The 14,649-nt window shown below is 63.3% G+C and carries 14 protein-coding genes; 5 read left to right on the top strand and 9 right to left on the bottom strand.

Annotated elements, in window-relative coordinates; genetic code table 11:
* Positions 1–7 precede the first annotated feature (7 nt).
* Positions 8–466 (bottom strand): tRNA adenosine(34) deaminase TadA, encoded by a 459-nt coding sequence (tadA, locus tag MHM84_RS13275; protein WP_239266828.1) that lies wholly within the window; start codon positions 464–466, stop codon positions 8–10.
* A 94-nt stretch (positions 467–560) separates the two neighbouring features.
* Between tadA and MHM84_RS13280 the strand changes: the two genes are divergently transcribed.
* On the top strand, positions 561–1,370 hold the full coding sequence (locus tag MHM84_RS13280) for an acyl-CoA thioesterase II (RefSeq protein WP_239266829.1): 810 nt from the start codon (positions 561–563) through the stop codon (positions 1,368–1,370).
* Between the two features lie 74 nt (positions 1,371–1,444).
* Here MHM84_RS13280 and MHM84_RS13285 read toward each other — a convergent pair whose 3' ends face one another.
* Positions 1,445–2,503 carry an NAD(P)-dependent alcohol dehydrogenase gene (locus MHM84_RS13285; RefSeq protein ID WP_239266830.1) on the bottom strand — a complete coding sequence of 353 codons (1,059 nt, stop codon included), beginning with the start codon at positions 2,501–2,503 and terminating at the stop codon, positions 1,445–1,447.
* 182 nt (positions 2,504–2,685) lie between these two features.
* Between MHM84_RS13285 and MHM84_RS13290 the strand changes: the two genes are divergently transcribed.
* A complete protein-coding gene (locus MHM84_RS13290) occupies positions 2,686–3,612 on the top strand; it encodes an AraC family transcriptional regulator (RefSeq protein ID WP_239266831.1) in 927 nt (308 codons plus the stop codon).
* An 11-nt stretch (positions 3,613–3,623) separates the two neighbouring features.
* Here MHM84_RS13290 and MHM84_RS13295 read toward each other — a convergent pair whose 3' ends face one another.
* On the bottom strand, positions 3,624–4,364 hold the full coding sequence (locus MHM84_RS13295) for a sulfite exporter TauE/SafE family protein (protein ID WP_239266832.1): 741 nt from the start codon (positions 4,362–4,364) through the stop codon (positions 3,624–3,626).
* A 232-nt stretch (positions 4,365–4,596) separates the two neighbouring features.
* On the opposite strand from MHM84_RS13295, the gene MHM84_RS13300 reads away from it, so the two are divergent.
* Positions 4,597–5,889 (top strand): diguanylate cyclase, encoded by a 1,293-nt coding sequence (locus tag MHM84_RS13300; RefSeq protein ID WP_239266833.1) that lies wholly within the window; start codon positions 4,597–4,599, stop codon positions 5,887–5,889.
* A 99-nt stretch (positions 5,890–5,988) separates the two neighbouring features.
* Here MHM84_RS13300 and MHM84_RS13305 read toward each other — a convergent pair whose 3' ends face one another.
* On the bottom strand, positions 5,989–7,215 hold the full coding sequence (locus MHM84_RS13305) for an MFS transporter (protein WP_239266834.1): 1,227 nt from the start codon (positions 7,213–7,215) through the stop codon (positions 5,989–5,991).
* A gap of 147 nt (positions 7,216–7,362) precedes the next feature.
* On the opposite strand from MHM84_RS13305, the gene MHM84_RS13310 reads away from it, so the two are divergent.
* Positions 7,363–8,391, top strand: a complete 1,029-nt coding sequence (locus MHM84_RS13310) for a MerR family transcriptional regulator (protein ID WP_239266835.1) — start codon at positions 7,363–7,365, stop codon at positions 8,389–8,391.
* 54 nt (positions 8,392–8,445) lie between these two features.
* Here MHM84_RS13310 and MHM84_RS13315 read toward each other — a convergent pair whose 3' ends face one another.
* The 4 genes from MHM84_RS13315 to MHM84_RS13325 form a co-directional block, all read right to left on the bottom strand.
* Positions 8,446–9,306 (bottom strand): pirin family protein, encoded by an 861-nt coding sequence (locus tag MHM84_RS13315; protein WP_239266836.1) that lies wholly within the window; start codon positions 9,304–9,306, stop codon positions 8,446–8,448.
* Positions 9,307–9,400: 94 nt separating this feature from the next.
* Positions 9,401–9,535 carry a hypothetical protein gene (locus tag MHM84_RS21460; RefSeq protein ID WP_275445764.1) on the bottom strand — a complete coding sequence of 45 codons (135 nt, stop codon included), beginning with the start codon at positions 9,533–9,535 and terminating at the stop codon, positions 9,401–9,403.
* A 12-nt stretch (positions 9,536–9,547) separates the two neighbouring features.
* Positions 9,548–10,291 (bottom strand): carbonic anhydrase family protein, encoded by a 744-nt coding sequence (locus MHM84_RS13320; RefSeq protein ID WP_239266837.1) that lies wholly within the window; start codon positions 10,289–10,291, stop codon positions 9,548–9,550.
* A 75-nt stretch (positions 10,292–10,366) separates the two neighbouring features.
* Positions 10,367–11,374, bottom strand: coding sequence for an NAD(P)-dependent alcohol dehydrogenase (locus MHM84_RS13325; protein WP_239266838.1), 1,008 nt, complete (start codon positions 11,372–11,374; stop codon positions 10,367–10,369).
* A gap of 132 nt (positions 11,375–11,506) precedes the next feature.
* On the opposite strand from MHM84_RS13325, the gene MHM84_RS13330 reads away from it, so the two are divergent.
* Entirely contained in the window at positions 11,507–13,795 is a 2,289-nt protein-coding gene (locus MHM84_RS13330; protein ID WP_239266839.1) for a DUF255 domain-containing protein, read from the top strand.
* On the opposite strand, the gene MHM84_RS13335 is transcribed toward MHM84_RS13330, so the two are convergent.
* Positions 13,792–14,649 (bottom strand): PA4780 family RIO1-like protein kinase, encoded by an 858-nt coding sequence (locus MHM84_RS13335; RefSeq protein ID WP_239266840.1) that lies wholly within the window; start codon positions 14,647–14,649, stop codon positions 13,792–13,794. The genes MHM84_RS13330 and MHM84_RS13335 overlap by 4 nt on opposite strands.

Raw genomic sequence — 14,649 nt, forward strand, 5'->3', positions numbered from 1 at the left:
TGAGCCGTCAGGCCTCGCGGCGCGCTGCAAAGAACGCCTGCAGCAATTTTTTCGAACGGGCGGCCAGCAATCCGCCCTCGACGCAGACGTGATGGTTGTGCCACGGCTGCGCAATCAGGTTGGCGCGGGACTCGACCATGCCGGTCTTGGGTTCGGCCGCCGCGTAGACCACGCGGGACAGGCGGGCATGAATGATGGCGCCGCAGCACATCATGCAGGGCTCCAGCGTGACGAACAGCGTACAGCCGTCGAGTCGATAGTTGCCCAGGCGTGCCGCCGCGTCGCGCAGGGCGCGTATCTCAGCGTGCGCACAAGGATCGTGGGACGATACCGGTGCATTGCAACCTCCCCCCACGATCTCGCCGGCGGCATCGACCACCACGGCGCCCACCGGCACCTCGCCGGTCTCGAGCGCTTCGCGTGCCCGATCGAGGGCGCGATGCATGTAGAATTCGTCACTGCGCATCGCCACGTTCTCCGGTATGCTGCAGACATTGAAACAATTGTATGAAAATCCGTGAGGTCGGCGCCGGCCCCGGAATCGCTGAGGAACGCGCTTCATGACCACCCCACTCGACAGACTGGTGTCCCTGCTGGGCATGGAAATGCTCGAGGAGAACCTGTTTCGCGGTCGCAGTCAGGATCTGGGCTTTCCCCAACTCTACGGCGGTCAGGTGCTTGGCCAGGCACTCTCTGCGGCCAGCCAGACGGTCGATCCCTCGCGCCGCGTGCATTCGCTGCACGGCTACTTCCTGCGCCCGGGCGATGCCAAGCATCCGGTAGTCTATCAGGTCGACCGCGTGCGTGACGGCGGGAGCTTCACCACCCGGCGCATCAGCGCCATTCAGCACGGCAAGACGATCTTCTTCTGCAGCGCCTCGTTCCATGGCGAGGAGGACGGTTACCATCACCAGCGCAGCATGCCCGACGTCCCCCTGCCCGACGAACTGATCGAGCGTGGCGACGCCAAGGTCCACCGCTTCGAGGGCCACCCGGTGGAGTTCCTCCACCTGCCCGACGACAACAACGTCCCGCCGCGCAAGCGGTTGTGGTTTCGCCTTGCCGGGGAGCTGCCCGCCGAGCCGGCCCTGCATCGCTACCTGCTCGCCTACAGCTCCGATTTCAACCTGCTGACCACCAGTCTGGTGCCCCACGGCACGCGCTTCGGCGACCCCAAGTTGCAGATCGCCAGCCTCGACCATGCGCTGTGGTTCCACCGCGACGTGAAGATCAACGACTGGCTGCTCTACGACATGGACAGCCCCTGGGCAGGAGGCGCCCGCGGCTTCTCGCGCGGTAGCCTCTACGACACTCAAGGGTATCTGGTGGCGTCGAGCGCGCAGGAAGGGTTGATTCGCATGCGCGGGTGAGGCGCTCTAGTCCCCACGAAAAACGCCGCCGGTTCTTTTGAACCGGCGGCGTCGTTTTCATGCCAGCCAATCGATCAGGCAACGTCTTTCATCGATGCCATGTCGATCACGAAGCGATAGCGCACGTCGCCTTTCTGCATCCGCTCCCAGGCCGTGTTGATATCCTTGATGTCGATCATCTCGACATCGCAGGTGATGCCCTTCTCGGCGCAGAAGTCGAGCACCTCCTGAGTCTCGGGGATGCCGCCGATCAGCGAACCGGCCAGCACGCGGCGGCGGAAGATCAGGTTGGCCCCCATGACTGCCGGCTCCAGCGGCTGCATCTGGCCGACCAGGATGTGCTTGCCGTCGTACTTCAGCGCGGCCAGGTAAGGATTCACATCATGCTCATTGGGCACGGTATCGAGCATGAAATCGAAGGTCTCGGCGACCGCCGCCATCTGCTCGTCGTCGGTGGAGACCACCACATGATCGGCGCCGTTGCTCCTGGCTTCGTCGACCTTGCTTTGCGAACGGGTGAACAGCGTCACCTCGGCACCGAAGGCCTTGGCCAGCTTGACGCCCATGTGACCCAGACCGCCCATGCCGATCACGCCGACCTTGTCGCCGGGCTTGACGCCGTAGTGCTTGAGTGGCGAATAGGTAGTGATGCCCGCACACAGCAGCGGCGCAGCGGACTTGAGGTCGATGCCTTCAGGCATGCGCAGTACGAAACGCTCACTGACCACCACCTTGTCGGAATAGCCGCCCTGGGTCAGGGTGCCATCGTGGCGGTCCTGGCTGCCATAGGTCATGGTGAAACCCTCGGCACAGTACTGCTCCAGGCCGTCGTTGCAGGCATGGCACTGGCGACAGGAATCGACCATGCAGCCCACCCCGACGATATCGCCTTCCTTGTAGTGGCTCACTTCGGGCCCCACGCCAGTGACGCGGCCGACGATCTCGTGGCCGGGCACCACGGGATAGGCGGCCATCCCCCAGTCGTCCTTGGCGAAGTGCAGGTCGCTGTGACAGACACCGCAGTAGAGAATATCGATGGCGACATCGTCGGCGCGCAGTTCGCGGCGCTCGAACGACCAGGGCACCAGGGGCGATGTGGCATCGTGGGCGGCGTAACCTTTGGCTTCTGACATGCGGGACTCCTTGTCCATAGGAATAACGCCTGCAGTGTGACTGTCCCTGACGTTCCCTGCCATGCCGGATCCTGCGTCATTTCTGCCCGATTCTCTGCGACCGCCGAACATCTGCCGCCCAAGACGGGTTTTTTCATGCACAATCGTACGATCAGGAATATTTCACTCTACGAGGCCAGCTCATGGACACGCTGCTTTCACCGACCGGCGCCGCTCTCAGTGATCCTCCCCAGGCACCGGATGGCCTGGGCCAACGCATGGCTGGCCTGATTGCTCCGCTGGCCACCGGCGAAGGCTTCATTTCCACTGCCCTGCCCGATGTGCAGGTCGTGGCCATGCAGTGCAGCCAGCCGCGCACACCGTTGATTTACGAGCCCAGCCTGATCGTGATCGCCCAAGGTCGAAAAATCGGCTATCTCGAGGACCGCGTCATTCACTATGGGGCCGGCAACTACCTGATCCAGGCCCTACCGCTGCCCTTCGAGTGCGAGACACTCGTGTCTCCCGACCAGCCGCTGCTAGGCGTGTCGATTGGCATCGACCGGCTCGTGCTCGACGAGCTGGTTCGCTCCATGCAGGCGCGGCGCATGACGCCACCGGCCAGATCGCCGGTGCCCATGGCGGCCGTGCCCATGAACGCCTCGATGGGCAATGCCGTGCTGCGCCTGCTGGAGTGCCTGCACGATCCGCTATGCTGCGAAGCGCTGGGGCCGGGACGGGTTCGCGAAGTACTGTTCGAGGCCCTGCGCGGACCACAGAGCGACTCGCTGTGGCAACTGCTTCAGGACGCCGGCAAGTATTCGCGCATTGCCGATGCCCTGGCCTATCTGCACCGCCATTATGCCGAGCCGATTTCCGTGGAGCGGCTGGCGGACGAGGTCAACATGAGTCCGTCGCATTTCCATCATCACTTCAAGCGCACCACCCAGCTCGCGCCCATGCAGTATCTCAAGCGCCTGCGCTTGCTCAAGGCCCGCGTGCTTTTGGGGCAGCGCATCCATAACGTCAATCTCACCGCCGCCGCGGTGGGCTACCAGAGTCCGTCGCAGTTCAGCCGAGACTACAAGCGCTATTTCGGCAACAGTCCAGCCAATGAACGTCCCGGCTAGGTCCAGCCCGTTCAGGCCAGCAGGAGCCAGAGCCCCTGCAGGAAATAGAAACCGCCGATCACGGTGACAATCCAACGCGTCCAGTAACGGAAGTTGGCATCGGTCAGGCGACGTAGAATGATATTGCCCGAGCGCGTTCCCAGAATGGCAAAAGGAATTGCCAGCAGCACCACGCCCCATTGAGCGGCCGTCAACGCCAGGGTGGCCGTGACGTAGAAGACGATCTTGATGGCATGCGAAATGACCTGAATCGCTGCCTTGGTGGCGACGATCTGGCGGCGATCCATGTGGGTGCGGATGAAGAAGATGTCGATGGTCGGCCCGGACACTCCCGCGGCGATGGTCAACCCACCTGCCACCAGCCCGCAGCCGAACGCATGCCCGGGTCGCGAGGCATCGAAGTGGAACCAACGCTTGGGCATCCACACCAGGATCGGCATCAGCCCGATCAGCAGCGAGACGATAGTGGTATTCGGCGAATAGTCGACCAGCGCCAGCAGCAGTGCCGCCACGGCCCCACCCGAGGCGATGATGGAGACGATACGCCATTCGATGTAGCGCCTGGAGAACCACGCTCGCGAGGCATTGGAGCACAGCTGGATTACGCCATGCACGACGATGGCCGAGGTTGCCGGTAGCACCAGCAACAGAAACCACAGCAGGATCAGCCCACCGGCCATGCCAAACACGCCCGACAGAGCCGCAGTGAGGAAGACGACAACGAAGAAAGCGATGGAAAGGGGAATCGACACGGTAGACTGCCCAACGGCTTGGTGAAAGTTAGCATCTTATCATTGACGCTCCTTTCCCCCACGACTCCCCTAGCGTTTTCCCTCCCAAGCGAACATGACGATCGTTTAAAGAAGCTTACCTGCCTATCACAGCAAAAGTCGGTAACCTAACCCTGCCGTCGGCCTTCAGACAGCGCCCCGTTTCATTAGCGTCCTCTCATGGCACGGATGATCTTTCACAGGTTTCGCTTTCATGCCCACGCTCCAGGTTCATCGCCCGCCCCCTGCCCATGATGCACCTGTCGCTGAGCCTGAGGCTTCGTTGCAGTCTGCAACGCCACAAGCCGCAGCGCTCCAGGAACAGGCCGATCAGGCATCGGCGCAACTCGGCCCCGAGGTCGAGTTGAATCTCAAGCGCGACATCTACTGGCTGCGTTTCACACCAGTCCTGGAGGCACTGTTCGAGCGCGAAACCGGCCAGAGCCGGGCACGCCATCTGCTGGTCGGTAGCATTATCGCCATCGTGATCTACAACCTGTTCCTGATCACCGACCTGCTCATGCTTCCCGACATCTTCGGCACGGCCGTCATGGTACGCTCCGGCATCGTTACGCCGCTGGCATTGCTGCTGCTGATCGCCATGTCGCGTGAGCTACGCCCGTTGCTCAGGGAGTGTCTCGAAGCGGGCATCGTGCTGCTATCGGCCTTGAGTTTGTACTACCTACTCGCACTCACCGATGCCCCACAATCCCCCTTCTACCATCCGGGCCTGGTACTGGTGATCCTGTTCGGCAATGTCGTGGTCCGCTTGCGGTTCTGGTTCGCCGTGGCAACCTCATTGGCGATCATCGTGCTGTATGCCCTGATTCGTCCCGGCCCGGCAACGCTGACCGGCGAGGCGGTCATTATCAATGTTGTCATGATGTCGTCCTGCGCCGTGTTCACGCTGTTTGCCAACTACATGCTGGAGCGCGACCAGCGCCGGGGCTATCTGCTCAATCTGCGCGAGCGGGTACGTCGCGCGGAGCTATCGGCCAGCAATGCTGAACTGACCCGTCTGTCGTATTCCGATCCGCTGACGGGCATCGCCAATCGCCGTGAACTGAACCGCTACCTGAATAACCTGGCAGACAACCGCGGTTTCGAGCGGATTGCCTTCATCCTGTTCGATATCGACCATTTCAAGCGCTACAACGACCGTTACGGTCATCCCGCCGGCGACCGCTGCCTGACGCAGGTCGCCCAGCTTCTGCAAAATTCCCTGTATCGCAAAGGGGATCTGGTGGCGCGCATCGGTGGCGAGGAATTCATCATGGTCCTGCCAGATGCCGGCCGACACACCGCCATGCTGGTTGCCGAGCGGCTGCGCGAAACGGTGGAAGCCGCCGCCATTCCCCACGAAGCCTCGCCCATCGCGCCGGTAGTGACGGTGAGTGCCGGCGTTTCCGAAGGACCGATGAGTGCGGACGTCCTGCCTGTCCTGTCCGAAGCGGATACGGCGCTGTATCGGGCCAAGGCAGCCGGACGCAACTGCGTCAGCGATTGACCTGTCCGTCACTTCACAGTAAGTGAGCATGCGATGTTGCAACGGATGTCGCCATCATCGCTGTCAGGTGCATTGCGATGATGACCAAGCAGCCAATCATCACGCCACCGCCGTCGGCCGGATTCCGCTCACCGGCGTCTCGCGGATCGGCCAGTGCAGTGCCATGGTCACCAGGCTCAATGCCACGCCTGCCCACCACACCACGTCATAGGTGCCGGTCGTCTCGTACAGCCAGCCGCCCAGCCATACTCCGGTGAAACTACCCAACTGATGGCTGAGAAAGACGACGCCATACAGTGTCGCCATGTAGCGGGTGCCGAACATGGTCGCGACCAGGCCGGTGGTGGGCGGCACCGTGGCCAGCCATAGAAACCCCATCACGCAGCTGAACGCCAGTACCGTGGTCAGGCTCAGCGGTATCAGCATGAACAGGGCGATAGCCACGGCACGCCCGCCGTAGATACCGATCAGTACCAGACGCTTGGATACCTTGCCTGAGACGACACCCGCCAGGAAGGCGCCGGCCACGTTGAACAGACCGATCAGACTGATCGACCAGGCGGCGACGTCCGGGTCGAAGCCGGCATCCATCAGGAAGGGCGGCATGTGCACGGTGATGAACGCCAGATGGAAGCCGCAGACGAAGAAGCCGGCGGTCAGCAGCCAGTACGAAGCATGGCCACGCGCCAACTTGAGCGTGTCGCGGAACGCCTCGGGCGAGACGATCTGTCCGGCAGACGCGGCCGGCCGGTCACTTGCCGCCAGTGGCATGGCCAGCAGGGCCATGGATAGCGACATCAATGCCATCGCGTTGAGGGCACCGCTCCAGCCCAGCCAGTCGATCAGGCTCTGGGCCACCGGGGCGAGCAGGAACTGGCCCATCGAGCCCGCCGCCGTGCCGATACCCAGCACCATCTGGCGCCGGGACTCGTCCACCACGCGCGCCATCGCCGGCAGCACGATGCCGAACGCCGTGCCCGCCACGCCGGCACCGACCAACAGGCCGGCCCCGGCATTCAGCACCCACACGTCACTGACCCCGGCGGTCAGCCACAAGCCCAGCGCATACAGTACCGTACCGCCAAGGATCACTCTTACGCTGCCGAAGCGATCGGCCAGCCCACCGGCGATGACTGCGATCACGCCCCAGGCCAGATTCTGGATGGCCAACGCCAGGCCGATGATGTCACGCCCCCAGCCATTGGCCGCATCGAGGGGCTGAACGAACAGTCCGAAACTGGAACGGAAACCGAACGAGAGCATCAGGATCGTACAGCCGCTCAGGATCAACCACCAAGTGGCCGCAGGCAGGCGGGCGGAAGACATGACAGTCCTCTCCGTGTCGTTAGCAGGATCATTGTATGCTCGGCGTTTTCCGCTAACCCGACAAGCGAGAATTCCTCATCGACGCTTGACCCTCACGCGACGTGAGCCACCAGCATGCCTTGGCGTACTGACCACGGGAGACATTCGATGCTGTTACGTGTAGGCCAACTGGCCCGCCGCTGCGGGCTCACCATCCGTACCCTGCATCACTACGACACCATCGGCCTGCTCTCGCCCTCGGTGCGCTCGGACGCCGGTTACCGCCTGTATAACGCCCACGATATCGCCCGCCTGCATCGCATCCTGGCGCTGCGCGAGCTGGGTATGTCACTGGCGGATATCGGCACCGTCCTTGACCGGCCGGAAGCGACGTTGCCCGCCGTGATCGCCCGTCAGATCGCCGCCCTCGACGCGGAACTCGCCCGCAAGGCGACACTGCGCGAGCGCCTTGTCCAACTTGGCGATCAACTGGCCCGCGACGAGGTGCCCGACCCGGCCGGCTGGCTAACCACATTGGAGTTGATGACGATGTACGACACCCACTTCACGGCTGACGAGCTTGAGCGCCTGCCTTTCTACCGCCCCGACGCCGAGCGCGAAGCACAATGGCGGGCATTGGCCGATGAGGCCGACGACCTGATGCAACGCGACGTCCCGCCGCAGGACGCAGCCGCCCGCGACCTGGCTCGCCGCTGGATGATCGCCCTGGAGCGGGACACCGCCGGCGACCCGACCCTGCTCGGCAAGCTCGACGCCATGCACCGCGAGGAGCCCGCCCTGCAGACCCAGTTAGGCATCACTCCCCCCATGGCAGCGTACGTGCAGCGCGCCTTCGCCGAAGATCGTTTGGCAGTCTACCGGCGCTATCTCTCGGATGAAGAGTTTACCTTCGTCAGTGCTCGCTATCCGCAGCAACTGCCCAAGTGGCCACCACTGATCGCGGAACTCCGCCAGGCCATGCGCGACGGCATCGCGCCGCATGCCCCCGAAGCGCAGAGCCTGGCCCGGCGCTGGTTCGCGCTGTTCCGCGCCTATGCCGGGGACGACCCGCGCACCCACGAAAAGCTACGCCGGGCCCACCAGGATGAGCCGGCGCTTCGCCAGGGCGCATGGGTGGATGATGAAGTACTTGCCTACCTCGGCCAGGCGATAGCCAGCCTCTCGTCAACTGAGTGATGAAAGGGAGCGGGGCGTTGATCGACGCCCCGTCCTACCGCCTATCCTCGGCCGTTATAGCGTGACCGCACCGAGACGGCCGCTCTGGTAATCCTCGACGGCCTGGCGGATTTCCTCGTGCGTATTCATCACGAATGGACCGTGCGATACCACGGGCTCCCGCAGCGGCTCGGCATGACCGAACAGAACCACTGCCTCACTGCGCGCCACCAACGCCACGTCATCGCCGTCATCGTTCATCTCGACCAGATGCCACGGTTCCACCGGCGTACCGTTCACATCCAGCTCGCCGGCGACGACGTAAAGAAACACCGCTCGTCCGGCGGGCGCAGGCAGGCTGACCCGGCTGCCGGTGCTCAATGTCACGGTCATCATGGTAACGTCGGTCAATGACTCGATCGGGCCGTTCCGGCCGTCGAAGTGCCCCGAGACCAGGTTGACCGTGGCCCGCCCGTCGTCGGCCGCAATCGCCGGGATCTGCTCGCGCTGCATGCCGACATAAGCGGGCTGAGTCATCTTGAGCCGTGCCGGCAGGTTGACCCAGAGCTGAAGGATCTCCAGCGGGCCACCGCGGCGCTTGAACGATTCGGGAGACAGCTCGGCGTGAATGAGCCCCGAGCCGGCGGTCATCCACTGCACGCCTCCGGCGCCGATCACGCTCTCGTGTCCGCCGCTGTCCCGGTGCGCCAGTTCGCCGGCGAGGATGAACGTGACGGTCTCGAAACCGCGATGCGGATGGGGGCCGAACGGCAGCCCCTGATTGTCGGGCCGGTAGTCCTGCGGCCCGTGATGATTGAGGAACAGGAAAGGGTCGACCTGATCGATGGCCGGACCCGGTACGGGACGCCGGGTGATCAAATCACCGATATCGTCACGGTAGGCGGGATACTGCCGATTGACTGTACGGCTGGGCATGGCGAACCTCGCTTTCAAACAACACGCTGTGTATTCAGACAAGAGGGATCAATGGCCTTCAAGGCATGGATGGCCGGGCGCTGATCACGTCAGGTTACCCCTTTGGGCGCTGTGTCGCGCCGAAAGCCGCCCCCAGCGCCACACCGATACCGACACCAAGGGCGATATTGTCATACATCGCTCCGAAGGCGGCGCCGATGGCGATACCTACGGCAACCCATTTACCCATGACGGCATTCTCCTACTCCACGATCAATCTGGCGTTCACGGGCTGCAGCGGTCGGTTATTGGCATGGCCAATCGCTTCCCGGAGGGCCTCGAGCTGCGCCGGCGAAGCCGTCACGGGGTCCTTCATCACCAGCCAGCGCACGCCTTCCGTGCATGGCGGTGTGGTCAGCGAGCCGTTGAGCCGATAATAATCACGCGCCGCCGGCAGCCACGCAGTCGCTGACAGTTCCTTCCCCGACAGGGCAAGACGCGCATCCCCCCGGCCGGGGAGCGAATCCTGAATCCTGGCCAGTGCCTCATGGGACTGCCCCTTCTCGAACATGACTCCAATGACGGCCAGGTTACCCTGTGCGTCGGCATGCACCAGGTGCGCCTCCATCGGATAGCGCTGGCCGTCGATGGTGTACTCGCTCGGGGTATGGAAGTGGACCTGTTTCAGGGCATAGCGGCGCCCGTCGAGCGTCAGGGCGTTGCCCTCGGGATAGGCGATTTTCAACGTATGACCGGTGTTGATCAGCGTCTCGCCCGGCTCGCTGTAGTCGTAGGCGGGCTCGGGCAGGTTACCTTCGATCATCCCGGCCAGATCCACCGGCGACTGGTTCTTGCCCGAACCGCAGGTAGCGAATTCCGGCGATAGCGAGCCCCAATGCTGGGGGCCAGCCTGGCCCGAGTAGGACCACTCGCTGCCACTGGCGGCGAAGAGGGACGACGACAGCGTCATGGTCAACAGGGCGGTCAGTGCAGAAATCCTTGGCATGTCACATCCATTTCAGCGGTACAACACAGTGGAACGGCCAGTTACCTACCAGCCGCTCCACGATTTTCAGTATCTTTAGAACTCCAGGCAGATCTTGCCGAAGTGCTGGCCGGATTCCTCGTGGCGGAAGGCGTCGGCGATCTCGTCGAGAGCAAACGAGCGGTCGATGATCGGGCGCAGGCCGCTCGCTTCCAGGCCGCGCACCATTTCCTGCTGGTGGATGCGGCTGCCCACGATCAACCCTTGCAGGCGGGCCTGCTTGGCCATCAGCTTGGCGGTGGGTATGTCGCCGCCACGGCCGGTCAGCACACCGATCAGCGAAATATGCCCACCGATGCGTACCGCCTCGATGGACTGCGGCAACGTGCCGGGGCCACCCACCTCGATGATGTGATCGACGCCGCGCCCGTCGGTAAACTCCTTGACGCGCTTGCCCCACTCCGGTTCACGTTTGTAATTGAGAGTATGGTCGGCGCCGAGTTCCCTGAGCCGTTCGATCTTCTCGTCGGAGGACGACGTGGCGATAACGCGTGCGCCCATCGCCTTGGCCATCTGCAACGCGAAGATCGACACACCACCGGTGCCCAGCGCCAGCACCGTGTCGCCAGCCTTGAGGTTGCCATCGACCACCAGCGCTCGCCACGCGGTCAGCCCCGCGGTGGTCAGCGTCGCGGCTTCGGCATGACTGTAGCCCTTGGGCGCATGAGTGAACCAGGACGCCGGGCGCACCACTTGCTCGCGGGCATAGCCGTCGACGCCATCGCCGGGCGTGGTCTTGAAATCGCCGACCCGCGCCGGACCATCTTGCCAATACGGGAAGAAGCAGGACACCACGGCATCACCGACCTTGAACTCATCGACACCGTCGCCGACCGCTTCCACCTCGCCGGCCCCGTCGGACATCGGAATGCGACCGTCCTCGGTGGGCATGGCGCCCGAGACCACGCCATAGTCGTGGAAGTTGAGCGAGCTGGCGTGGAGCTGCACGCGGATCTCGCCGGGGCCCGGCTCGCCGGGCCCGGCCTGGTCACTGATCTCGAGGCGATCCAGTCCGCCGGGACTGCGCAGGGTAACGACCTTCATGACTGTCTCCTTACTGATTGTCCATGAGTCCTTCAGCTTAACGTGTTAAACCGCTTGTGGAATCGTCAGCCCGGGACGATTCGATGTCACTGCTACACTTCGCCCAACGATCCAAGGAACAGGAGACTGACAATGGCCACGCCGGAAGCACTGCGCGAGGCGCGCCAGCGAAAACGCGACCGCTACCCGCTGCGTACCCAGCACAAGGACGATCAGGGCGAGCCGCTCTACACCAACCGCCTTATCCTCGAGGACTCCCCCTACCTGCTGCAGCATGCCCACAACCCCGTCGACTGGCGCCCATGGGATAGCCAGTCCTTCGTCAAGGCCGCCCAGGAAGACAAGCCGGTGTTCCTGTCCATCGGCTACAGCACCTGCCACTGGTGTCATGTGATGGAAGACGAGAGCTTCGACGACAAGGAGGTCGCCGAGCTGCTCAATCGCTATTTCGTGCCGATCAAGGTCGACCGGGAACAACGCCCCGACCTCGATAGCATCTATATGACCGGCGTGCAATTGATCACCGGACACGGCGGCTGGCCCTTGTCGTGTTTCCTGACCCCGGACGGCATGCCTTTCTTCGGCGGCACCTATTATCCCAAGGACCATTTCATGGGACTGCTCGGCCAGGTCCAGGAAATCTGGCACGACAACCGCGAACGCTTGCTCGAGGATGCCAGCACTCTCGATGCCGCCATTCGCCGGCAACTCACCACGACCGTGACCGCCGAGCTGCCGGAGGGGCTGGTCGATGAGGCCGTCGCCAGCCTGCTCGAGCAGACCGACACCGAGTATGGTGGCTTCGGCGACGCGCCCAAGTTTCCCCATGAGCCCAACCTGTTCCTGTTACTGGAAGAGAGCCGGCGCGACATGCATCCGCTGGCCCAACAGACGAGCTGGCAGGTCATCAGCCAGGCACTCGATGGCATGCTGCGGGGCGGCATCTATGACCAGGTCGGGGGTGGTTTCCACCGCTATGCCACCGACCGGGCATGGCAGATCCCGCATTTCGAGAAAATGCTCTACAACCAGGGGCAGCTGGCCAGCGTCTACCTGCAGGCCTGGCAGCTTTCCGGACACGCCGAGTATCGCCGCGTCGCCGAGGAGACCCTGGATTACGTGCTGCGCGAGATGCGCTCACCGCGCGGCGGGTTCTACTCCGCCACCGACGCCGACAGTGAAGGGCTGGAAGGCAAGTTCTTCGTCTGGGATTACGCCGAACTTGCCCACGAACTGGATAGCGAGGCGCTGGCGCTGTGCAAGGCAGTGTACGGGATTACCCGTGCCGGCAATTTCGAGGGCACCAACGTGCTGCATCTGCCGTATCCGCTCGATACGGTCGCCGACACGCTGGGCATGTCGCGCAACGCACTCGACGAAGCCTTGGCCGATATCAAGCGCCGTCTTTATGCCGTCCGTGCACAACGCACGCCCCCGCTATGCGACCGCAAGCAGATCACCGAGTGGAACGGCATGGTGATCGCCGCCTTGGCCCAGGCTGCACTGGTCCTGGAGCGCGACGACTATCGACAGGCCGCCGTCGCTGCCGCCGAGGATCTCTGGCGCAATCACCACGACGAAAACGAGGGGCGGCTGTGGCGGACCAGCCTGGATGGCGTCGCCTCGATCAAAGCCCAGCTCGAGGATTATGCGCACTTTCTGCATGCCTTGATCGGTGTCTACGACATGACCCAGGACGAGCAATGGCTGGAGCGCACCTTCGTGCTGCTCGACGAACTGGATGCCTACCATGGCGACAGTCAGCGTGGCGGTTACTACATTTCCCCGCTGGATAGCGTGGGTCCGCAACCGGTGCGCAGCAAGCAGTTGATGGATGGGGCGACCGTCGCAGGGAATTCGTTGCTATTGCCGGTGCTTGTCGCGCTTTATCGGCGCAGCGGAGACGTGCAGCTACGCACGCGTATCGAACGCCAGATCGAAGCGTTTTCCGGTCGTGTCGTACAGGCGCCGTTAGCCAGCCCAGTGTTTCTGCAGGGGTTACGTCAGTGGGAGTCGCCCGCGCCGGAACCGCTCCAGTACCTGGCCGGCGGCGCAATTCGGGCCGATTGTCGCATCGTCGAATCCAGCGACACCCAACTACAGGTCGTCCTGCGACTGGATATGGCACCGGGCTGGCACATTCAGCAGCATGACCTGCAACGCCCCGAGTCCACACGTCTGAGCGTGGTCAACCGGGACGACTGGCAGGACGTGGAACTTCACTACCCCACGCCGGAACGCGTGAACTCGGAAGATGAGGGGTACACCGGGCGGCTCGATATCGACCTCACCGCCCGCGAGCGTTCCGCCAACCCGCTGATACTCGAACTCCAGGTACAACCCTGCAACGCGACAGCCTGCCTACCGGTGGAACGCTGCCGGTTCGTGGTCCACTGGGTCCACGGCAACGTGCCGGTCTAGTCTTCGTCCTGATCGTCGCGGGCCCGCTCGCGACGATCGGCCTCTTCCTCCAGCGCATCGTCGATGACGGCCATCAGCTCATCGACGTTGACGTTCGAGGTGTCGTGCGCGAAGCGCCCGGTCAGCTTCACGTCCGGGTGCAACTCGCCGGACTCGTACAGCGCCCAGATTTCCTTGCCGTACTCGGTGTCCAGCAATTCCGGGGCGAAGTGGCCGAAATAGGCCCGCATATTGTCGACGTCACGCTCGAGCATGCGCGCGGCGTTGTTGTTGCCGGCCGCATCGACGGCCTGCGGCAGATCGATGATCACCGGGCCGTGCCGGTCGACCAGTACGTTGAACTCGGACAGGTCGCCATGCACCAGCCCGGCACACAGCATGCGCACCACGTCGGCGATGACCTTATCATGGTAATCGCGCGCCTGATCTTCCGTGAGGGTCACGTTGTCCAGACGGGGCGCGGCATAGCCCTCTTCATCGGCGATCATTTCCATGAGCAGCACGCCATCGACGAATGCATGGGGCTTGGGCACACGCACGCCGGCGGACGCCAGTCGGTAGAGCGCATCGACTTCGGCATTCAGCCAGGCGTCCTCCTGCTCGCGCTGGCCATAGCGGGTCTTCTTGGACATCGCCCGGGCACGGCGACTGTTGCGCACCTTGCGCCCTTCCTGATACTCCACCGCCTGCTTGAAGCTGCGTTGCTTGGCTTCCTTGAACACCTTGGCGCAGCGCAGTTCGTCACCGCAGCGCACGACATAGACCTGCGCTTCCTTGCCGCTCATCAGTTGGGTCACGACCTCGTCGATCATGCCTTCATCGAGCAGCGGTTGTAGCCTCTTGGGTATTTTCAT

Source organism: Halomonas sp. McH1-25 (assembly GCF_022348165.1).
Taxonomy (GTDB): Bacteria; Pseudomonadota; Gammaproteobacteria; order Pseudomonadales; family Halomonadaceae; genus Modicisalibacter.